The sequence below is a fragment of the Planctomonas deserti genome, assembly GCF_003067705.1.
GTDB classification, from domain to species: Bacteria; Actinomycetota; Actinomycetes; order Actinomycetales; family Microbacteriaceae; genus Planctomonas; species Planctomonas deserti.
Genome location: NZ_QANL01000003.1, coordinates 92977 through 114043, shown reverse-complemented (window position 1 = coordinate 114043; position 21067 = coordinate 92977). Strand labels below are relative to the sequence as shown.

The window sequence follows — 21067 nt, the reverse complement described above, 5'->3', positions numbered from 1 at the left end:
CACCCGAACGCAGAGCACGTCGAAAGGAGCGCCGATGGCGCGCATCCCGATCAAGGTCCGGCTGTTGAGTGCGCTCGGGGCGCTGTCCCCCGGCTTCCTCGCGGGCTTCCGCGGGGGCATCGCCCGCGACGTCGACGTGGACGAGCGGTCTTTCCCGCAGCCCGGCGGCGCCGTGCGCATGCGGGTCTACACGCCGAAGGAGTACCAGCCCGGGCGCCCGCTCGTCGTGGTGTTCCCGGCGGACGGCGCCTCGGCATCGCCCTGGCTGCCGAGCCGCATCGCCGCCCGCCTGAACGCCGCCGTCGTGCACGTGCTCGAGCCCCTGTCGCCGTCCCTCCCGCCCGAGCAGCGGCTTGCCACCGCGGCGGCGGCCATCACCTGGAGCAAGGGCCACGCCGCGGGCTGGGGCGCCGCGGGCGATCACCTCGGCGTGATCGGCGACGGGCCCGGCGCCGACCTCCTGAACGCGCTGATGCCGCGCAATGTGGCCGAACGCGGGCCGTTCGTCATGCGCCAGGTGCTCGTCTCCCCGACCGACGACGTCGCTCCCCTCGACGACGCGAGCGGATTCCCCGGCACTCTCGTGCTGGTGAGCGAGCACGACCAGGCGCTCGACGCGACGACCGGCCGGGTGGACGCCCTGAAGCGTGCGGGCGTGCCGGCCCGCATCGTCGAGTACCCGGGTGCCGCGAACGGCTGGTTCCGCTACCCGGGCCTTCAGCCTGCGATCAGCGAGCGCGCCCTGGACGACACCGTGCAGTTCCTCCGGCGCGGGCTGCGCGAGGAGGACGCGTTCACCGTGATCCCCGCCTGGGACCTGCACTAGCCCGGGCGTCCTCCGCGGGTACCCGGATGAGGATGCCGGCGACCACCATCACGAGGGCCGCGGCGAACTGGAGAGCCTGCCAGGGCTGATCGTCGACCGGGATCACCACCACGGGGTTCCACAGGACGGCGATCGCCGCCAGGAACGGCAGGGCCCACCACGCGCGCCCACGCACCGCGAAGACGCACATGATGAGCGCCAGGATGGCGACGATGAAGCGCACCGGGACGAACCACGACGTGTCGATCAGCGCGAGCCCGGCCACGAGCACGATCGCCCCGAGCAGCCCGGGGGCGAGCGCGGGTCGCAGGAAGTCGGCGGCGGACGCGGGAGCGGGACGGTTCGGCACCGTCCCAGTCTCCCATCAGCCGCGCGGCGCCAGGTCCGAGGTCGCGGGCCCTTCGAGCAGGGTGCCGTCGGCCGAGTAGCGTGAGCCGTGCAGCGGGCAGTCCCAGGAGCGCTCGGCGTCGTTCCACGTCACGATGCCACCGAGGTGCGAGCACACCGCGGAGACCGTCCTGGTGATCCCGCCGACCGTGCACACCGCGACGGGCTTGCCGCCGTCGCTTCCCACGACGCCCTCACCCTCCGCGGGCGGCGCGTCGGGCAGGCTGCCGAGCTCCGCGGCCACCCAGCCGCGCGTGGCCTCCGCGCCGACCTTGAGGTTCGCGATGGCGCCCTCGACGAGGGACTGCGGGCGGGTGATCCGGTGCCCCAGCTGGTCGGCCCAGGGCAGGTTGCCGCCCAGGATCTCCGCTGACAGGCGGATCGCGGCGGCGACGGCGTTCGTCATCCCCCACTTGCTGTAGCCGGTCGCGACGAAGGCGCGGCCGTGGGCGCGGGGCAGCCAGCCGACGAACGGGATCTCGTTGTGGGACTCGTAGTCCTGCGCGCTCCAGACGTGCGTGCGCTCCGCGCCCGGGAAGTGCGTCGTCGTCCAGGCCTCGAGGTCGTCGACCTGGGACTGCGGGGACGCGTGCCTGCCCACCTCGTGACCGTTGCCGCCGACGACGAGCAGCTCGCCGGATCCGGCGGGGTCGGGCGTGGTGCGCAGGGAGCGGGTCGGCTCGTCGGCGGTCACGTACATGCCGGAGGGGATCGCGCCCGGCACCCGGTAGGCGAGGGCGTACGACCGCTGCGGGGTGAGCTTCGCGAAGTACAGCCCGCGATCGAGGATGGGGATGCCGGTCGCCAGGATCACGTGCTCGGCGAACACGTCGCCCTTCGTGGTCTTCACGCGGGCGGGCTTGCGGGCGTCGACGCCCTGCACCCGCACGCCCTCGTAGAGGAGCCCGCCCCGGGCGGTGAAGTCCCGCGTCAGAGCCTCGAGCACGTCCATGGGGTCGAACTGCCCCTGATCGGCGAGCCGGACGGCGCCGTGCGACTCGAAGGGCAGGCCCGCGTCGTCCTCGAACGTGACCTCAAGGCCGAGCGATCGCGCGGCCTCGTACTCCCGCCGGACCGCCTCCCGCCCGTCGCGCGTGCCCGCATACGTGTAGGCGTCGCGGCGCTGCACGGGCACGCCGTGGTCGACGCAGTAGCGCAGCAGCCAGTCCCGGCCCTCCCGGTTGCCCTCGACATAGGCGGAGGCGGTCGCGGTGGACGCGGAGGCGAGGATGCTGGAGAGCCGGGTCCCCTGGAGCAGCGAGAGCTTCGCGGTGGTGTTGCCCGTGGTCACCGCTCCGATGGATCGGGCCTCCAGCAGGGCCACCCGCCGGCCGGCCCGCACGAGCAGCAGGGCCGTCGTGAGACCGGTGAGGCCCGCGCCGACGACGATGTCGTCGTAGGTCGCACCCGCCTCGAAGGGCGGCTGTTCCGCGAGCGTGATCGGCGGCCGGTCAAGCCAGAGCGACTTCATGGACATCGGTGTGCCTCCCTTCGGCCACCCTACGCCCGCCGGTCCCGCCGACCCTGTCGGAGGGCACGAATCGGCGGTCGCGCCGGCGAGCGTGGGTAGGGTCGCTTCATGGAACGGGATCGATGTCGGGGAGCCGCACCGGTGCACGGCGGGCGGGCCGCACGGTGAGCGGAGCGTCGGTTTCGGCCGTGCGGGAGGTCTTCGCCGCCGGCCCCATCGTGCTGGACGGGGGCCTCGGCACCCTGCTCGAGCAGCGCGGCAACGACCTGCGTTCGGACCTGTGGTCGGCCCGCCTGCTCGCGGAGCGTCCCGAGGAGGTCGTGGCCGCGCACGCCGAGTTCTTCGCCGCCGGGGCGCAGGTGGCCATCTCGTGCAGCTACCAGGCGTCGTTCGAGGGCTTCGAGCGTGAGGGGATCGATGCTCGGGAGACGGAACGGCTGCTGCGGCGGAGCGTTGAGCTCGCCCGAGAGGCGGCGGATGCGGCGGACGCTGCAGATGCTTCGGGGCCGTCCGGAGCCGCGCGCGTCCCGAACCCAACCGGACGGCGGCTGGTCGCGGCGTCCGTCGGTCCGTACGGGGCCATGCTCGCCGACGGCTCCGAGTATCGCGGCGACTACGGGCTCTCGGTGCGCGAGCTGCGGATGTGGCACCGCCGCCGCATGCAGGTGCTCGCCGACAGCGGGGCGGACCTGCTCGCCATCGAGACCATCCCCAGCGTCGCGGAGACGGAGGCCGTCGTCGCGGAGGCGGATCGCCTGGGCGTCCCCGCCTGGGTCGCCGTCACGGCGGCGTCCGGTCGGCTCCGATCCGGGGAGCCGCTGGAGGAGGCGTTCGCCATCGCCGCGTCCGCGCCCACCATCGTCGCGGCGGGCATCAACTGCAGCGCCCCGGCCGAGGTCATCCCGGCGCTCGAGGCGGCCGAGCGGGCCGGCGTATCTCGGAGGATCGCCTACCCGAACAGCGGTGAGACCTGGGACGCCGGCGCACGCCGCTGGTCGGGCGAGCCGCGCTACGGCGACGCCCTGCTCGACGCGTGGCTGGCTGCCGGAGTCGGCGCGGTCGGCGGATGCTGCCGGGTCATGCCGGCCCACATCGCGCACATCGCCGAGGGCATCGCGCAGCACCCGACGACGGCCTGAGGACATCCGGCGACCGGCTGCGTGCACACACGACGCCGCGACGCCGCGACGTCGCGGCGAGCGCGACGCCGGACGACGCAGCTAGGGGCGATCCGGGTTCGACGTGACGACGGACTCCGACTGGCGCCTGCGCTCGATCATCGGATCCACGCCCTGCTGCGACTCGCCGTCGAACTCACCCGCCCGTCCGGCGCCGCCGCGGCCGTCGGAGTGCCCCTGGCCGCCGTCCTTCCGGAGCAGCACCGGACGAAGCGCCTCGACCCAGGCCTGGTAACCGGCCTCGTTGAGGTGCAGCCCGTCGTCGCTGTACTTCGGCGAGAGCGACCCGTCGGGCTCCGCCAGCACCGGCCACAGGTCCAGCCATTCCGCCCGCGCCGTCGCGACCGCAGCGAACTGACGGATGTGGACGTTGATCTCGTGGACGCCGCGCGCGAAGTCCTTCGTCCGCGGCATCACCGACTGCAGGATGATGCGCGCCTCGGGCAGGTGCTTGCGCAGCTCCACCAGGATCGTCTCGATGTTGCGGCCGATGTACTCCGTGCTCCGCCGCCGCCGGCCGATGTCGTTCGTGCCCACGAGCACCACGACGGTGCCCGGGTCGGCGTCGATCACGTCCTGCAGCCGGGCCACCACGTCGTCCGTGGTCTCCCCGGCGATGCCCAGGTTCACCGTCTCGAGCTCCGGGAACCACTCGGTCCAGCGGCCCGCCTCGGTGATGCTGTCGCCTAGAAATACCGTGGGCTTCATTGCCCGCTCCCCGTCTGTCGTCGCCGCGTCCGCCGTCTGCGCGGCGACCGTGCCGTCCGTCGTGTCCTCGTCAGTCATAGCCTGCCTTCCCACGTTGCCTTCATTCTCCGCTGAATGAGCGGCAAGCGCGAGCGCCCCGGCCCGGACGCGGGACCTGGACCCGGGCCTGGACCGCCGAAACGACGGCGGCGTAAGGTGCCGGTGCGGACGGGATTTCCGTGCCGCACCCCTCGACCGGAGGAGGACCATGCGGGGCACGCCCTACGCGGACCGGGGAGAGGCCGGCCGCGAGCTCGCCGCCCGGCTCCACCGCTACCGTGACGTTTCCGGGCTGATCGTGCTCGGCCTGCCCCGCGGCGGCGTCCCGGTCGCCGCCGAGGTCGCCGCGGTGCTGGACGCCCCGCTCGACGTGCTCGTGGCGCGCAAGCTCGGCCTGCCCTCGCAGTCGGAGGTGGCGATGGGCGCGATCGCGGCCGTGGCCGGCGAGATCGTCACGGTCACGAATCCGCATGTGCTCCGCACGCTCACGGACGCATCCTCGAGGTCTTCCGGCGCCTTCGCCCGCGTGGAGGAGCGCGAGCGCGTGGAGCTCGCCCGGCGGCAGCGGGAGTACCGGGGCGACCGGCCGCCGCTCCGGCTCGAGGGCGCGACGGTGATGCTGGTCGACGACGGCCTCGCGACGGGCGCGACGATGCGGGCCGCGATCACCGCCGTCCGCGCGGTGAACCCGGCCTGGGTGGTCGCCGCGGTGCCGGTCGGGGCGCGGGACAGCTGCCGCGAGATCGAGGCGATGGCGGACGACCTCGAGTGCGCCTGGGTGCCGGAGCCCTTCTGGGCGGTCGGGCAGGCCTACGTGCGGTTCGACCAGACGACGGACGCCGAGGTGAAGGCCCTCCTGCGCGGCGCGTGAGCCGCGGCCGCTATGGGCGTGGCTCACACGCCGAGCTGTGCCGGATTCGTCGGTCGGAACCGCTGAGTACCGGCTAGCCGCATGCCGCGCGGTGCCAGTGTGAGCGGAGGTGTACCGGCGGGCGGAAGGGTGGCGCGACATGGATCCGTGGCGATCGGCGTCGAGAACGGGGCGCGTGGCGGCCGGGGTCGCGGCCCTCCTGATGCTGACCGGCATGGCCGGCGAACCGCAGCCGTCTGGCGAGCCCGCCGAGCACGGCGCGGCGACGGTGGCCGGCATCAGCGAGGAGGCGCCCGACGCCACCGGGGACGAGGTGACGGCACCGCTGCCCACGCCGTCTCCCACCTCGGCGCCCGCGTTCACCCCGGAGCCCACGCCCACTCCCGCTCCCGCTCCCGCTCCCGCTCCCGCTCCCGCTCCCGAGCAGGAGCCAATCTCCGTTCCCATCCCTGCGCCTGCTCCCGCCCCTGCGCCCACTCCGACTTCCGGCCCCGTGGTGTCCCCTCCCTCCGAAGGTGGGAAGGACCTCACGTCTCACCAGTTGTCGTCGGTGTCCGGCACGGCCCGTGCGGGGCACGACAGCTGGCTCAGGCCCTACTCGGTGCGAGCAGTGGACATCGCATCGGGTGCCGTTCACGCTGCGGACGAGGCCCTCACGGGCACCGACGCGTACTCGATCCGTGATCTGCCACCCGGCGACTACCTCATCGAGTTCCGAGGACTGTACGGCTCGATCTATCTCGGCGGCGTCTCCGACCCGGAGGCGGCAACAGCCGTGACAGTCCGTCCCGGACCTGCCCAGCATGTGACCGATGTCGATGTGCTCCTGGGTGCCCCTCCGACCATCGTCGGAGTCATCCCGGGGAGCGGTGGCGCCACTGTTCGATGGAAGTACTGCGACACGAGTGAGGTCGAAGAATCGGACGAGTTTCCGGAGATCGTGGTCAAGGGCTATGACTTCTCCGTCGAAGTGCCCATGAATCGCCCACTCCAGATCGTCACTCTGGGCGACAGCCCGCCGTACAGGCCGCACGGAACGTGCGTAACGCTGCAGACCGGTGAATCGCACTCGATACGAGAGGTACCGGAGCACCCCAGGCTCTCGGGGACGATTCGGGTCCCGGCGGGCGAACCACGATCATTCTTCGTCTACGTGGTGGACCTGCACCATAGAGAGTTGCGTGTTGCGGAAGGCCTCATCCCGGAGGGCGACACCTCCGTCCCCTGGTCGGTCACAATGCGGGAGGATGCCTGGCAACTGTTCATACAGGTCGAGGGCATCGGCAGGGCCTGGCCCTTCTCCAACAGCCCGCAGGTGCGGCCACCGGTGCCGGTGATCCTTCGGAACGGCGACGTGCTGACCGGCTTGGACGTCACCTTCCCGGCCGGGGCCCGCATCCGTGGCGTCATATCGACGGAGAGCGGTGAAGCGGTGGTGCGCGGGCGGGTGTACCTCTACCAAGATGCCGCCCCCGACGTCCCGGCAGCGGTGGCCTCGGTCGAGCCGGGTGGCCTCTTCGAGGTGTGGGGCCTGACGCCGGGTTCGTACACCGCGCGCTTCGAAGCCGGCCTCCTCAACACGGTTCTGACCCCGCAGTGGTACGTGCGCTCTCCGGATCAGGCCGGTGCGACGAGGATCGTCCTTCCCAGCACGAGCACGACGGTCGACAACCTGTCCATCGTCATGGGCACCGGCCCGATTCCTCCTGTCGTTCCGCAGCTTCCACCGGTGCCGCCGCTCGAGGCGGGGCAGCCGGTCACGCCGCCCGCACCCATCACCCCGCGTCCGGACGGCGGCCCGGTCGTGCGCGCACCCCTGTTCAGCGGCCGGGACCACCCCCACCGATCGCAATCTCCGCTCACCACGTCGGACGAGAGCAGCAACAGCGCGAGGCACCTCGCCGACACCGGTGGAACTTCCGACCCCTCGTCGGCGGTGCTGCTCGGAGGGCTGATGCTGGGCGCGGGGATCCTCCTCCGCCGGCGCTCGCGGTCGCGAGACCCGAGACCCTCGCGTTCCTGACGCAGGCCCTCCCGTCGCAACACAGGCTGCGAGCGGCTCTGCACCGGTGCCGGCCCCGTATCCACGCGACGGCGGCTGTGAGGGAGCCTGCGTTGCGCGTGGACGAGCCTGTGTCGCGCCTGGCGGAGCCTGCATCCAGTACGGCGCGCCTCTTCCCCGCCGCTAGACCGCTGCCGGGGACTCCGAGAGGGAGCGGACGGATTCGACGTGGGCCTGGCGGGCCGCCGTCGCCGTGATGCGGTTCGCCATGTCGGTGAAGATCACGCCGTGGAACGGGAGGATCGAGAGCCAGTACAGCCGCCCGCCGAGTCCCCGCGGGAAGAACACGGCCCGCTGGTAGTAGAGAGAGCCGCCGGCGCCGTCCGGCTCGCTTCGCAGCTCGAGCCACGCGAGGCCCGGGAGCTTCATCTCGGCGCGGAGCCGGAGCAGGCGGCCTCGCTCGATCGCCTCGACGCGCCAGAAGTCGAGCGCGTCGCCCGCCTGCAGGTGCTCCTGGTTGCGGCGGCCACGACGCAGGCCCACCCCACCGACCATCTTGTCCATCCAGCCGCGCGCGGCCCAGGCCACGGGGAGCGAGTACCAGCCGTTGTCGCCGCCGATGCTCTCGATGACCCGCCAGAGCTCCTCCACCGGCGCGTTGGTCCGGCGCTGCTTGACGTCGGTGTAGACCGTGTGCCCCGCCCACTCCGGGTCGCTCGGCAGCGGGTCGCTCGGCGCGTCCATGACCGACGAGTTCTGCCAGCTCGTCTCCACCTCGCCGGCGCGCTCCTTGCCGAGCGCCAGCCGCACCGAGTCCCGGTAGCTCGAGAGGCCGCCCTCCGGGTCAGGGATCAGGTCCCGGATGTCGTGCTCGAGGGCGACGCAGTCGTACTGCAGGGACTCGATGATCGGCACCGCAAGGCGACGCGGGATCGGCGTGACGACGTTCACCCAGTGGGCGGCGAGCCGGGGCGCGAACACGGGGATGGACGCGATCGGCCGCTGCTTGAGGCCCGCCTCCACGGCGTAGCCGTTCATCATCTGGCCGTACCGCAGGACGTCGGGCCCGCCGATGTCGAAGGTGCGGTTCACGTCGTCGGGCAGCCCGGCCGCCGCGAGGAGGTAGTAGAGCACGTCGCGCACGGCGATGGGCTGGATGTGGTTGCGCACCCAGTAGGGCGCCGGCATGTACGGGAGCACCTCGGTGAGGTGCCGGATCATCTCGAACGAGGCCGAACCCGACCCGATGATGACGCCGGCCTGGAGGGCGACCGTGGGCACGCCCGAGGTGAGCAGCACCTCGCCCACCTCGCGCCGGGAGCGCAGGTGCTTCGACAGCGTGCCGGTGGCGGGGTGCAGCCCGCCGAGGTAGACGATGCGCTTCACGCCGGCCACGCGTGCGGCCAGGGCGACGTTCCGCGCGGCGGTGCGCTCGGTCGCCTCGAAGTCGCCCTTGGCGCCCATGCTGTGCACGAGGTAGTAGAGCAGGTCGACGCCGGCCGTCGCGGTGGCCAGGGACGCCGGGTCGCCGAGGTCGCCGCGCACGACCTCCACCTGGTCGGCCCACGGCACGTCGGCGAGCTTCTCGGGGCTGCGCACCAGCACGCGCACCCGGTAGCCGGCCTCGAGCAGTCGCGGCGCGAGCCTGCCCCCGATGTACCCGGTGGCGCCGGTGACGAGCACCAGCTTGGACTCGGTTCGGGTGGCCGCTTCGCTCATTCCGCCACCCTAGGACTCGGCGCTGGGAGCGACCTCGCAGTGCATTCGGGGATCCGGCCATGGACGACTCGCTCGGCGCGACCCGGCGTCCGCTGCCTCAGGGCCCGATCCTGCCCCGGGGCAGGCAGGATCAGGACAGGCGGGCGGCGCGCAACGCGAGGTAGCGCTGCTCGGCGACACTCGCCGTGCGCCGGGCCGCGTCGCGGTACGCCTCTCGGGCCGCCGCCGTGTCGCCCGCGAGCTCGAGGAGGTGCGCCCGCACGGCGGCGAGCCGATGCGTGTGCGCCATGCGGTCGTCGCCGTCGAGCGTGCCGAGCAGCGCGAGGCCCGCCCGCGGTCCGTGCACCCGCGCCACGGCCACGGCGCGGTTGAGGGTGACGACCGGTCCCGGCGACACCCGTTCGAGCACCTCGTACAGGGCGAGGATCTCAGCCCAATCGGTGTCCGCGTCGCCGGCGGCCTCGTCGTGCACCGCCGCGATCGCGGCCTGCAGCTGGTAGGGTCCCACGGGTCCGCGCCCGAGGGTGGCCGTGATGAGCGCCACCCCCTCGGCGATATGATCGGCGTCCCACAGCTCCCTGCGCTGCTCCGCGAGCGGCACGAGTCCGCCCAGGTCATCGACCCGCGCCGCACGCCGCGCATCCGTGAGGAGCAGGAGCGCGAGCAGGCCGGCGACCTCGCCCTCGTCGGGCACGGCCTCCGCGAGCATCCGGGTGAGCCGGATCGCCTCGGCGGTGAGCTCGACGCGCGGGCCGGCGGCCCCGGAGGTGGGCGCGTAGCCCTCGTTGAAGACGAGGTACAGCGCCTGCAGGACGACCCGCAGGCGGTCCGCCCGGTCGGCGGGTGCCGGCAGCTCGAAACGCAGCCCCGCGCGACGGATGCTCTGCTTCGCCCGGACGATCCGCTGCGCCATGGTGGCCTCGGGCACGAGGAACGCGCTCGCGATCTCGGCCGTGCTGAGCCCGCCGACCGCCCGCAGGGTGAGCGCGAGCTGCGACGGCACCGAGAGGGCCGGGTGGCAGCAGAGGAAGAGCAGCGAGAGGGTGTCGTCATGCGCGGATGCGGCCGCGGCGCCCGGGTCCTGTTCAGGGTCAGGCGCAGGCTCGGTCGCCGCCGAGTGCTCCTCCCGCCTGCGCCGGGCCGACTCCGACCGCCACTCGTCGATCAGGCGTCGCGACGCCACCGTCACCAGCCACGCCCGCGGGTCCTCCGGCAGCCCCTCGACGGGCCAGCGGGTGACGGCGGCGAGGAGCGCCTCCTGCACCGCGTCCTCACACGAGTCGAATCGACCGTACCGGCGCACGAGCGCGCCGAGGACCTGCGGGGTCAGCCCCCGCAGCAGGTCCTCGACGCGCTCGTCCTCGGTCACGACCGGCCTTCGGGCACCGTGTCGACGCAGGTCTCCATAGCGGGCCGCGTCGCCGTGATCAGAACTCCGGCGGCGCGTCCGCGGTGCGGCGCACCTCGACGACGCCCGAGTACTTCGCGATGCTCCCCGCGAGCTCGACGACGCGCTCCTCGCTCGCGACGTCGACGATCCAGAAGCCGATGAGCGACTCCTTCGCCTCCGCGAACGGGCCGTCGGTCGCGACCGGGAGCCCGCCCTCGACGCGCACGGTCTTCGCGGTGCTCCCGTCGGCGAGTCCGGCGTTGAACACCATCTCGCCGCGCTGCGTCAGGTCCTCGTCGAGCGCCTTCATGAAGCCGATCATCTCGCGGATCCACTCCGGCGACGCCGACTCCCCCATCCCCTCGGACGACCCGAACATCATCAGCATGTACTTCATCTCGTACTCCTCGCGTTGGGCGCCCCCGTCGGGCGCTCTCACCTGGTGGTCGGAGCCGACCACGCGTTCTCGACACACCGGGGAGGAATTCGCGTCGGTGCCGCAGTACACGCTCGCCCCTGCCCAGGCACGAGGATCGTGCGCAGCTTATAACTGGGCAGGATCCTCCTGCCTGGGCAGGGGCGAAAGGACCGGGGCGGGAGCAGCAGGGCGGAAGGGCAGGGCTAAAGGGCAGGGGCGGGCTAGAGGAGGCCCTTCGTGTGCCACACGGTCTTCGTCTCCGTGAACGCGGTGATGCGCTCCAGCCGGGGCGCGCCCGCGTCGGGTCCGTTCTCGGGCGGCGACACGCGCTTCAGCGTCTCGGCTGCGGCGATCTGCAGGTCCACCCAGTCCAGCTCCCCCGCGCCGAGCAGGTCGAGCGCGTTGACGTCGGCGTGGCTGGCGAGCCACGGCGCGATCTCGGCGGGCGATCCGGTGAGGATGTTGATCACGCCGCCGGGAACGTCGCTCGTCGCGAGCACCTCGCTGAGGCTGACCGCGGAGAGCGGGTAGCGCTCGGAGGCGATCACGACGACGGTGTTCCCCGCGACGAGGGCGGGGGCGACGGCGCTCACGAAGCCGAGCAGCGAGCCCTCGGCCTGCGGGGCGACGACGGCGACGACGCCCGTCGGCTCGGGGACCGAGATGTTGAAGTAGGGGCCGGCCACCGGGTTGCCGCTGCCCGCGACCTGTGCGTACTTGTCCGCCCAGCCGGCGTACCAGACCCAGCGGTCGATGGCCTCGTCGACCTGCGCCTCGGCCGCGGTGCGCGTGACGCCCTCGGTCGTGGCGATCTCGTCGATGAACTGCGCGCGGCGGCCCTCGAGCAGCTCGGCGATGCGGTACAGCACCTGGCCGCGGTTGTACCCGGTCGCGCCGGACCAGCCGGAGAGGGCGGCGCGGGCCGCGACGACGGCGTCCCTCGCGTCCTTGCGGGAGGCTTTGGCGGCGTTGGCCACGAAGGCCCCTTCCTTGGTGGTGACCTCGTAGACGCGCCCGGACTCGCTGCGCGGGAACTTGCCGCCGATGTAGAGCTTGTAGGTCTTCGGGATGGCGAGCCGGCTCATCGGACGTTCCCCTCTGCGGCGGTGGTGGCGTCCGTCGCGGAGGCGCTGGACGAGGTGGCGGTGGCGTCGATCGCGGGCGCCTCGGCGAGCGACGGGATCGCCGGCTCGGCGGGCGGCAGCGGTTCGGGCCCCGCAGGCGCCGCGGGGGCGTCGATGACGGACTCGTACACGGGCACGGCGCCCGGCGCCTGCCGCGCTGCCGGGGCCAGGTAGGCGGCGAGTCCGTGACGGCCGCCCTCGCGCCCGAAGCCGCTCTCCTTGTAGCCGCCGAAGGGGCTCGAGGGGTCGAACCTGTTGAACGTGTTCGCCCAGATCACACCCGCGCGCAGGCGGTCGGCGACGGCGAGCACGCGGCTGCCCTTGTCGCTCCAGATGCCGGCCGACAGCCCGTACGGCGTGTTGTTCGCCTTGGTGATGGCCTCGGCGGGCGTGCGGAAGGTGAGCACGGAGAGCACGGGACCGAAGATCTCGTCCCTGGCGATGCGGTGGCTCGTCGACACGTTGGTGAAGATGGTCGGCGCGAACCAGAAGCCCTTCTCGGGGAGGTTGCACTCGGGGCTCCAGCGCTCGGCGCCCTCCTGCTCGCCGATGTCGCTGAGCTCGGTGATGCGCTTCAGCTGGGCGGCGGAGTTGATGGCGCCGACGTCAGTGTTCTTGTCGAGCGGGTCGCCCACGCGGAGCGTGGACAGCCGGGCCTTCAGCCGGTCGACGACCTCGTCGTGCACGTTCTCCTGCACGAGCAGGCGCGAGCCGGCGCAGCACACCTGGCCCTGGTTGAAGTAGATCCCACTGATGATGCCCTCGATGGCCTGGTCGATGGGCGCGTCGTCGAACACGATGTTCGCGCCCTTGCCGCCGAGCTCCAGCGTCAGCTTCTTCTGCGTGCCGGCGACCGAGCGGGCGATCGCGCGCCCGACCGAGGTGGATCCGGTGAAGGCGACCTTGTCGACGTCGGCGTGGTTCACCAGCGTCGCGCCGGTGTCGCCCGCGCCGCTCAGGATGTTGACGACGCCGTCGGGCAGCTCGGCCTGCTGGAGGATCTCCGCGAACAGCAGGGCGGTGAGCGGTGTGGACTCCGCGGACTTGAGCACGACCGTGTTGCCCGCGGCGAGCGCGGGGGCGATCTTCCAGGCGAGCATCAGCAGCGGGAAGTTCCACGGGATGACCTGCGCGGCGACGCCGAGGGAGCGCGGGTTCGCGCCGAGCCCCGCGTGGTCGAGCTTGTCCGCCCAGCCGGCGTAGTAGAAGAACCAGGCGGCGACGAGGGGCACGTCGACGTCGCGGGTCTCCTTGATCGGCTTGCCGTTGTCGAGGCTCTCGGCGACCGCGAGCTCGCGGCTGCGCTCCTGCACCAGGCGGGCGATGCGGAAGAGGTACTTGCCGCGATCCGCGCCGGAGAGGCGCGACCAGGTGCGGTCGTAGGCCCGCCGGGCGGCCGCGACGGCGAGGTCGACGTCGTGCGCGTCCGCGGTGGCGATGCGCGCGATGGTCTTCTCGGTGGCCGGGGAGATCGTGTCGAACGGCGTGCCGTGGCCGTCGACGAAGTCCCCGTCGATGAAGAGGCCGTACTCGGACCGCAGGTTCAGGATGGACGTCGACTCCGGGGCCGGCGCGTAGTCAAGAAAGCTCATTGGTGTTTCTTCTCTCGTGGGACCGTCAGTCGACGGTGACGTAGTCGGGTCCGGAGTACGCGCCCGTGCGCAGCTTCTGGCGCTGCAGGAGCACGTCGTTGAGGAGGCTGGAGGCACCGAAGCGGAACAGGTGCGGCTGCAGCCACTCCTCGCCGACGGTCTCGGCGACCGTGACGAGGTGCTTGATCGCGTCCTTCGACGACCGGATGCCGCCCGCGGGCTTCACGCCGATCTTCTCGCCCGTGAGCCGGTGCCAGTCGCGCACGACCTCGAGCATGGACAGCGTGACGGGCAGCGTCGCCGCGGGCGACACCTTGCCGGTCGAGGTCTTGATGAAGTCGCCGCCCGCGAGGATCGCGAGCCACGACGCGCGCCGCACGTTGTCGTAGGTGTTCAGCTCGCCGGTCTCGAGGATCACCTTGAGGTGGGCGTAGGAGCCGTTCTCGCGCCGGCACGCCTCCTTCACGGCGACGATCTCGTCGAAGACGAGTCCGTAGCGGCCGGCGAGGAACGCACCGCGGTCGATGACCATGTCGATCTCGTCCGCGCCGGAGCGCACCGCGTCGGCCGTGTCAGCGAGCTTCACCTCGAGCGAGGCACGGCCGCTCGGGAACGCGGTGGCCACCGCGGCGACGTTGATGCCCGTGTCGCCGCCGTTGGCGTGAGCGGAGCCGAGGGCGCGCACCGCGTGCGGCACCATGTCGCCGTAGACGCAGACCGCGGCCACGCGCGGCGTGGTCGGGTCGGCGGCGTCGGGCACGAGCGCCTTCGCGACGAGCGAGCGCACCTTCCCGGGGGTGTCAGCACCCTCGAGCGTGGTGAGGTCGATGAGTTCGATGATGCGGTCGAGGGCCCAGGCCTTCGACGTCGTCTTGATGGAGCGCGTGCCGAGAGCGGCCGCGCGCTGCTCGAGGCCCACGGCGTCGACGCCGGGGATGCCCTCGAGGTAGCGGCGCAAGCTCTTCTCGGTGAGGTCGCCGCCGATCACCTCGATCGCGCGTGCGGCGGGCGCGACGGCGCGCTCGGCGGACGCTGTGTCGATCGTCACAGATCCTCCAGGGGTGTCTCGGGTGGTGCGGCGCCATCGGCCGCGAGCCACGGTGTGCGGGCCCGCCGACCGGGCGGACCACCCCTCCAGTCTGCCCTGTCCGGACAGGTTCGGATAACCGGGTCGCCGGGCCGGCGCTCAGCCGTCGCGGCGGGCGGAATCCGCGCGGTACGCCAGCCAGGCGGGCTCCCGGTCGGCGGCCCAGCGGTCCCAGTCCGCGATGCGGCCGTGCAGGAGATCGTGCAGGAGGTCGAGGTGGGTCAGCCAGGCCGCACGGGCCTCCTCGGGGTGAACGAGGGGCGTCGGGGACGTGATGGTGACCGAGATCTCGGTTGACCGGTCACGGGGGCCGCCCGGCACGTCGTCCAGGACGAAGCGGACCCGGGCCGGTGCCGCGCCGGCCTCCCCGGTGGACTCGATCTCCAGCTGGCGCGGAGCCACGATCGAGACCACGACGCCGCGGGCCACACCGACCGGGCGGCGGTGCTCGGGCGCCCCCGGGCGCACGTCGAAGCGGCCACCGGGAGCGGCGTCGATGTCGGCCTCACCCAGCCAACCGGAAACGAGCACCGGGTCGACGAGGGCGTCCCAGACGATGACGCGCGGCAGGTCGAGCCGCCGGCCGAACGAGAGCGCGTGCGACGGGATCGGCTCGTCCGCCGGGCGGACTCCAGTGCGGTCGGGCTCCACGGCCCCAGGTTATGCCGCGGTGATTGGAGAACCCGGCGAGCGACACCCTAATCTTTAGGTGCGATGACGCCGCGCGTGCGTCGCGCCGCTCGCCACTCCAGTCTCACGGAAAGCCCAGGGCCGAACCATGTCTGCACGCTACGCACTCGCCATCGACTTCGGCGGCACGAAGGTCGAGGCCGCACTCGTGAACGAGGCGGGAGAGGTGCTGGCGGGGAGCCGATTCCGCAACCCCACGGGCTCGGCGGCGACGTCCGAGCAGCTCGCGGCCAACGTGGTGAAGACGGCGGAGCTCGCGCTCGCGGCGCTCCCCGCGGAGTCCGAGCTCGCCGGCATCGGCATCGGCTGCGCCGGGCCCATCAACGTGCGCGAGGGCCGCGTCTCGCCGCTCAACGTGCCGGTCTGGCGCGAGTTCCCGCTCCGCGACCTCGTGCACGAGGTCGCGCCGCACGTGCCGATCACCCTCCAGATGGACGGTCTCTGCATCGCCCTCGCGGAGCACTGGGTCGGCGCCGGGCGCGGGTACGACAACGTCATGGGCATGATCGTCTCCACCGGCATCGGTGGCGGCCTGATCCTCGACGGCCGCACCGTGGCCGGTCCGACCGGCAACGCGGGCCACGTCGGACACGTCGAGGTCGCCGGCCTCGACGACCCCTGCGCCTGCGGCGGCTTCGGCTGCGTCGAGGCGGTCGCGTCCGGCCCGCGCACCGTCGCGTGGGCGCGCACCCAGGGTTGGTCGGGATCGACCGGTGAGGACCTCGCCGCGAGCTACGCCGCGGGCGACGAGATCGCGATCGCGGCCGTGCAGCGGGCGGGCAGCGCCATCGGCCAGGCCATCGCCTCCGCCACGGCGCTCGTCGACCTCGACATCGTGGCGATCGGCGGCGGCTTCATCAAGGTCTCGTCCGACATCTTCCCGATCATCCGCCGGGCCATCGCGGCGCGGCAGAGCTTCGACTTCGTGACCAAGGTCAAAGTCGTGCCCTCCGGGCTCTCCAGCGACGGCCCGATCATCGGCGCGGCCGCCCTCGTGCACCACAAGGCGATGGTCCCCTCCTTCTAGCCCCCCAGCCTTTCGTTCCCTTCCTGGCCCGCGAGGTCGACAACCGTCTTGATCGAGTCGGGCCGGTGCGCACCGGCGAAGAGGGCGGGCAGCCCCTCGAGTCCCACGCGTGCATCCACGAGCTCGGCCGGCCGCAGGATGCCGTGCGCGGCCAGGCGCTGAGCCCGGTCCATCCAGCGCAGCAGGTCGCCGGTGTCACGGTGGTGCAGGTTCAGCACGCGCAGGGCGCGGAAGTTCCAGCTCTCCATGTCCACCGTGCGCCTGCCGCCCTGGGACTGGTGGTAGCCGAGGATGCCCAGGGTGCCCGCGATGGCCGCGAGGTCGCCGGCGAGCTGCAGACCCGCCGCTCCCCCGGTCGCCTCGATGACGACCGGGCAGCCCGCGTTCATCGTGCCCGGCACCTCGTCGGGATGGAGCACGCGGTCCGCTCCCCAGCCGACGGCCAGCTCCCTGGCCCGCTCGCGCGGCTCGATCACCGTGACGGGATGCCCGGCGGCGACAAGGTAGCGAAGGGCCATCAGTCCCATGAAGCCCGCCCCCACGAGCACCACGCGGGGCACGCGGGCGAGGTCGAGCATCTCCATGCCGCCAATGACGCAGGCGAGCGGCTCGGCTAGGGCGCCGTCGAGGAGGCCGCACGCCGGGTGCAGGAGCACGGCCCGCTCGGCCGGCAGCACGACCTCGGTGGCGTAGCCGTCCCCCACGTACGCGGACACCCTGCTGCCCTCCGGCACGGCGCTCGCCCTGCTCTCGGTCACGGTGCCGGAGACCTCGTGTCCCAGGCGCCGCGGGAACTCCGCGGCCCCCTCCGCCACGAGCGCGGTGTCGGAATGGCACACCCCGACGTAGGCGACCCGAACCCGCACGTGTCCCTCCGGCAGCGCCTCCGGGTCCGTCTCCTCGACGATCGTCGCGGCCCGTCCCGTGGCGATCAGGCGCCGCACGGTCACCGGAGCGCCCTTCCGTCCACGGACCGCGCCGTGCCGGCCTCGGAATGGGGAAAGCCCTTCGCTGGCGCCATAGCTTAAACCCTGGCCCAGCGGTGCTCTTTTCGAAAGGTGAATTTGCGTACACCGTTTCGCCGTTGTTCTCGTACACTGACTCGCGATGCTCCCCTCTGGAGCCGGCCCCTCCCCCGATGACGTCGTCGGGCGGACGCAGCCCGGCATCGGGGACGGTCCATCGGCGATACCTCGCCGCACCACCTTCGCTTTTTGTTCAATGACGAATGAGCGATGTGCGACCACAGCGCGCGCATCGGAAGGGATTCCTCTCATGGCATCACAGTCCTCAGGTTCAGGTTCCGCTTTCACCAGGCGTGGCTTCATCGGCGTCGCGGGAGGCATGGCCGCGGCCACCCTGCTCGCGGCCTGCAGCCCCTCCGGGGGATCGGGTGGCGGCGGCGGCGGGGGCGGTGGCGGCGGAACCATCAAGTTCTGGAACATGCCCTGGGGCAATACGGAGTTCAACAAGCTCGACGAGGAGATCACGAAGGCCTACAAGCCCGAGGACGGCCTCGGCGCGGCGACCTACCAGGTCATCCAGTGGGCCAACTTCACCCAGACGTTCTCCTCGGCGGTCGCATCCAACACCGGTCCCGCCGTGAGCTCCGGCGGTGGCACGCAGGCATTCCAGTTCGAGGCCCAGGGCAAGATCGCGTACGCCGACGACCTGCTCGAGAGCTGGAAGGAGAACGGCCTCTACGACGACTTCCTCCCCGGCCTCCTCGACACCATGAAGGTGGAGAAGGGCTACGCGGCCGTCCCGTACAACCTCGACATGCGCGTGCTCTGGTACAACACGACGCTGCTCGAGAAGGCCGGCATCAGCGCCCCGCCGACCGACTGGCAGGGCTACATGGACGCCTGCGAGGCCCTCAAGAAGAACAACGTGTACGGCTACGGCACCGGTGCGGGCGCCGGTGCGTTCACGGGCACCCACGCCCTCGTCTCCTGGATGATCAACAACGGCGGCGGCCTGTTCGACGAGGACCAGAAGCCGAACTGCGTCACGCCCGAGAACATCGAGGCGATGGACTTCGTGCTGGAGATGGTCTCGAAGGGCTACGTCGACCCGGCGAGCGCCACCTACACCAGCGCGAACGTGGACAGCCAGTGGGAGGCCCGCACCTTCGGCATGGGCTACAACACCGGCGGTCTGGCCAACAACGTCGGCGGCGACGTCGGCGCCGAGCTCCAGGTGATGAGCCCGCTGAAGAGCCCCTCGGGCAAGCAGGGCGCCCTGTTCTTCCCGAACAGCATCATGATGTACACGAACACCCCCAGCCAGGAGGCCTCGGAAGCGTTCCTCACGTACTACTACCAGAACATGACCCCGCTCTGGACGGAGGGGACCGGCATCGGCCTGCCGCCGCTCAAGTCCATCACCGAGACGGAGGAGTTCCAGGCGGACCCCACCAACGTCAAGATCATCACGGAGTGGCAGCCCGTCGCCCGCACGTGGGCGGCGCCCGGCGGCGACGCCCTGTTCTTCGACGTCACGGCCGTGGACGGCACGCCCGCCATGGACACGTTCAGCCAGTCGATCCTGGGCGGCAACACCGACTCGAAGACGGCCCTGACCGCCCTCCAGTCCGCGATCGAGGGCGCTCTGGCCTGATCAGGACCGGAAGCGCTCGGCTGGAGACGAAGGAGTACCCATGGCCACGAGCACTATCACGAATCGGATAGAGAAGGCCCGCAAGGGCGTCGGCGTCTCCGGCCAGGGGGCGCCGGACCAGGGGCGGAAGAAGAAGAAGGGGATCAGCGCCCGGGCGTGGACGCTGTTCGCCTTCGCCTTCCCGTCGCTGTTCCTTCTCGTGCTGCTGAACCTGTACCCGGTGATCTACGCCGGCATCCAGTCGGTGCGCGACGGCGACCTCATCGATCCGGGGAACTTCGTCGGTCTCAAGAACTACACCGACGTCCTCACCCAGCCGAGCTTCTGGACCGCGACGCGCTTCACGATCATCTTCACGATCGTGGGCGTGTTCGGCAGCTGGCTGATCGGGCTCGCCCTCGCGCTCCTCCTGCGCACCAGGGTCCCCGCGGGAGGCCTGTTCAAGGTCCTCCTCCTGCTGCCCTGGGTCGTGCCCGTCGTGGTCTCGGCCACGTCGTGGAACTGGCTCGTGGCCACGCCGCAGAGCCCGCTGCCGATGCTCGCCAACGCGCTCGGCCTCGGCAACGTGCTGTTCCTCGCCGATCCCGTGCTTGCTCAGGTGACGGTGTGCGTGTTCAAGGTGTGGGTGAGCTTCCCGTTCATGATGATGATGATGGCGTCCGCGCTCGCCGCCGTCGACGTGAACGTCTACGAGGCCGCGAAGATGGACGGCGCCACGAACTGGCAGTCGTTCAGCCACATCACGATGCCGATGATCTCCCGGTCCACCTACATCAGCTGGATCCTCATGACGATCTTCTGCGTCAACGACTTCCCGACGATCTTCCTCCTCACGGGAGGCGGTCCGGTCGACGCGACGACGTCGCTCGTCGTGCTGTCGTACCGCACGGTCTTCCAGAACTTCCAGACCGGCCCCGGCGTCGCCATCGCGTTCGTGATGACGCTCGTGCTCGTCATCGTCTCTGTGGTCCTGTACCGCCAGATCCGGAAGGTGAACATCGAATGAGCACCGTAACCGTCGGTCACTCGCTGGCCACCGTCGCGTCCACGGACAAGGTCAAGAAGCCGGACCCGGGCGCACGCGGTCAGTGGCTGCGCTTCACCGTCGCGCTCGTCGTCACGTTGGTCGTGCTCGTGCCCATCGCCGCCGTGGTGATCCTGTCGCTGCAGCCGTCCCTCGGCAGCACGACGACGGCGCCGATCACGTTCGAGAACTTCAGCGCGATCTTCACGACCACGAACGTGGCCCAGTGGATGGCGAACAGCCTCGGCGTCACGCTCGTCACGGTCGCGATCTCGGTGATCGTCGCCGCACCGGCCGGCTACGTGCTGTCCCGGGCGCGGAACAGGCTGGTGTCGGGCTACTCGCTCGTGCTGTTCGTCGTGCAGTCGCTGCCGGTCGTGACGGCGGTCATCCCACTGTTCATCCTCTTCGCGCAGATCCAGCTCGTGGACAGCCTCGTGGGCGTCACCATCATCTACGTCGGCTCGACCATGTCCGTGGCGATCTGGATGATGGCGGCGTACTACGACTCGATCCCGATCACGCTCGAGGAGGCCGCGTGGATGGACGGCTGCTCGGTGTTCGGCAGCTTCACCCGGGTCGTGCTGCGCAACTCGCTGCCCGGCGTGCTGTCCACGGCGATCTTCTCCTTCCTCCTGGCGTGGAACGACTACCTGATCGCCGTCGTGTTCCTGCGGTCGAACGAGAGGTTCACGCTGCAGATCGGCCTGCAGTCGTTCTTCCAGCAGAACGCGACGAACTGGGGCCTCGTCATGGCCGTCGCCGTCGTCATGATGCTGCCGCCCGTCATCCTGTTCGCCTTCCTGAACAAGCACTTCAGCGTCGGCGGCATCGGCGGGTCGCTGGCCGGCCGCTGAGGGACGCGGTGGGGTCCTCGGCATGCAGTACCCTTCGG

General features: G+C 71.5%; 19 protein-coding genes. 8 read left to right on the top strand and 11 right to left on the bottom strand.

The genetic code is table 11. The annotated features are described in order from the left end of the window. Nucleotides 1-34: 34 nt before the first annotated feature. The gene (locus DAI20_RS11260; protein ID WP_108250852.1) at nt 35-826 is read left to right on the top strand and encodes an alpha/beta hydrolase; all 792 of its coding nucleotides are present in this window, start codon (nt 35-37) and stop codon (nt 824-826) included. On the opposite strand, the gene DAI20_RS11255 is transcribed toward DAI20_RS11260, so the two are convergent. Both DAI20_RS11255 and DAI20_RS11250 read right to left on the bottom strand, forming a co-directional pair. Further along, nucleotides 795-1175: a DUF6804 family protein gene (locus DAI20_RS11255; protein WP_108250850.1), complete on the bottom strand. Its 381-nt coding sequence runs from the start codon at nt 1173-1175 to the stop codon at nt 795-797. The two genes, DAI20_RS11260 and DAI20_RS11255, sit on opposite strands and share 32 nt — an antisense overlap. A gap of 15 nt (nt 1176-1190) precedes the next feature. Beyond that, nucleotides 1191-2684 (bottom strand): FAD-dependent oxidoreductase, encoded by a 1494-nt coding sequence (locus DAI20_RS11250; protein WP_108251673.1) that lies wholly within the window; start codon nt 2682-2684, stop codon nt 1191-1193. 122 nt (nt 2685-2806) lie between these two features. On the opposite strand from DAI20_RS11250, the gene mmuM reads away from it, so the two are divergent. Continuing rightward, nucleotides 2807-3823: a homocysteine S-methyltransferase gene (mmuM, locus tag DAI20_RS11245; RefSeq protein WP_108250848.1), complete on the top strand. Its 1017-nt coding sequence runs from the start codon at nt 2807-2809 to the stop codon at nt 3821-3823. Nucleotides 3824-3904: 81 nt separating this feature from the next. Here the strand turns inward: mmuM and DAI20_RS11240 are convergent, their stop codons facing one another. Beyond that, entirely contained in the window at nt 3905-4648 is a 744-nt protein-coding gene (locus tag DAI20_RS11240; protein ID WP_159085012.1) for a GDSL-type esterase/lipase family protein, read from the bottom strand. Between the two features lie 169 nt (nt 4649-4817). On the opposite strand from DAI20_RS11240, the gene DAI20_RS11235 reads away from it, so the two are divergent. Together DAI20_RS11235 and DAI20_RS18800 are read left to right on the top strand one after the other, a co-directional pair. Next, a complete protein-coding gene (locus DAI20_RS11235; RefSeq protein WP_108250844.1) occupies nt 4818-5480 on the top strand; it encodes a phosphoribosyltransferase in 663 nt (220 codons plus the stop codon). A 139-nt stretch (nt 5481-5619) separates the two neighbouring features. Beyond that, nucleotides 5620-7503: an LPXTG cell wall anchor domain-containing protein gene (locus DAI20_RS18800; RefSeq protein ID WP_205781427.1), complete on the top strand. Its 1884-nt coding sequence runs from the start codon at nt 5620-5622 to the stop codon at nt 7501-7503. A 162-nt stretch (nt 7504-7665) separates the two neighbouring features. On the opposite strand, the gene DAI20_RS11220 is transcribed toward DAI20_RS18800, so the two are convergent. From DAI20_RS11220 to DAI20_RS11190, 7 genes are all read right to left on the bottom strand, one after another. Beyond that, nucleotides 7666-9201, bottom strand: a complete 1536-nt coding sequence (locus tag DAI20_RS11220; RefSeq protein WP_108250840.1) for an SDR family oxidoreductase — start codon at nt 9199-9201, stop codon at nt 7666-7668. Between the two features lie 130 nt (nt 9202-9331). Beyond that, nucleotides 9332-10570: an RNA polymerase sigma factor gene (locus DAI20_RS11215; RefSeq protein ID WP_108250838.1), complete on the bottom strand. Its 1239-nt coding sequence runs from the start codon at nt 10568-10570 to the stop codon at nt 9332-9334. Nucleotides 10571-10628: 58 nt separating this feature from the next. Beyond that, the gene (locus DAI20_RS11210; protein ID WP_108251671.1) at nt 10629-10988 is read right to left on the bottom strand and encodes a YciI family protein; all 360 of its coding nucleotides are present in this window, start codon (nt 10986-10988) and stop codon (nt 10629-10631) included. Between the two features lie 242 nt (nt 10989-11230). After that, entirely contained in the window at nt 11231-12094 is an 864-nt protein-coding gene (locus DAI20_RS11205; protein WP_108250836.1) for an aldehyde dehydrogenase family protein, read from the bottom strand. Next, entirely contained in the window at nt 12091-13725 is a 1635-nt protein-coding gene (locus DAI20_RS11200; RefSeq protein ID WP_240606041.1) for an aldehyde dehydrogenase family protein, read from the bottom strand. The genes DAI20_RS11205 and DAI20_RS11200 overlap by 4 nt, the downstream gene beginning before the upstream one ends. Nucleotides 13726-13750: 25 nt before the next feature. Continuing rightward, the gene (gene deoC / locus DAI20_RS11195) at nt 13751-14773 is read right to left on the bottom strand and encodes a deoxyribose-phosphate aldolase (protein WP_108250834.1); all 1023 of its coding nucleotides are present in this window, start codon (nt 14771-14773) and stop codon (nt 13751-13753) included. Nucleotides 14774-14911: 138 nt separating this feature from the next. Continuing rightward, nucleotides 14912-15463, bottom strand: coding sequence for an SRPBCC family protein (locus tag DAI20_RS11190; RefSeq protein ID WP_108250832.1), 552 nt, complete (start codon nt 15461-15463; stop codon nt 14912-14914). 127 nt (nt 15464-15590) lie between these two features. On the opposite strand from DAI20_RS11190, the gene DAI20_RS11185 reads away from it, so the two are divergent. After that, complete coding sequence (locus DAI20_RS11185) at nt 15591-16529, top strand: ROK family protein (protein ID WP_108250830.1); 939 nt, start codon at nt 15591-15593, stop codon at nt 16527-16529. Here the strand turns inward: DAI20_RS11185 and DAI20_RS11180 are convergent. After that, entirely contained in the window at nt 16526-17479 is a 954-nt protein-coding gene (locus DAI20_RS11180) for an alcohol dehydrogenase catalytic domain-containing protein (RefSeq protein ID WP_159085010.1), read from the bottom strand. The genes DAI20_RS11185 and DAI20_RS11180 overlap by 4 nt on opposite strands. 325 nt (nt 17480-17804) lie before the next feature. Between DAI20_RS11180 and DAI20_RS11175 the strand changes: the two genes are divergently transcribed. Genes DAI20_RS11175 through DAI20_RS11165 form a run of 3 tightly spaced genes read left to right on the top strand, consistent with a single transcriptional unit; the run spans nt 17805 to nt 21029 of the window. Beyond that, nucleotides 17805-19148 carry an ABC transporter substrate-binding protein gene (locus tag DAI20_RS11175; protein ID WP_108250828.1) on the top strand — a complete coding sequence of 448 codons (1344 nt, stop codon included), beginning with the start codon at nt 17805-17807 and terminating at the stop codon, nt 19146-19148. Nucleotides 19149-19188: 40 nt separating this feature from the next. Continuing rightward, complete coding sequence (locus tag DAI20_RS11170) at nt 19189-20154, top strand: carbohydrate ABC transporter permease (RefSeq protein ID WP_108250826.1); 966 nt, start codon at nt 19189-19191, stop codon at nt 20152-20154. Continuing rightward, nucleotides 20151-21029 (top strand): carbohydrate ABC transporter permease, encoded by an 879-nt coding sequence (locus DAI20_RS11165; RefSeq protein WP_108250824.1) that lies wholly within the window; start codon nt 20151-20153, stop codon nt 21027-21029. Before DAI20_RS11170 ends, DAI20_RS11165 begins: the two co-directional genes overlap by 4 nt. Nucleotides 21030-21067 lie beyond the last annotated feature (38 nt).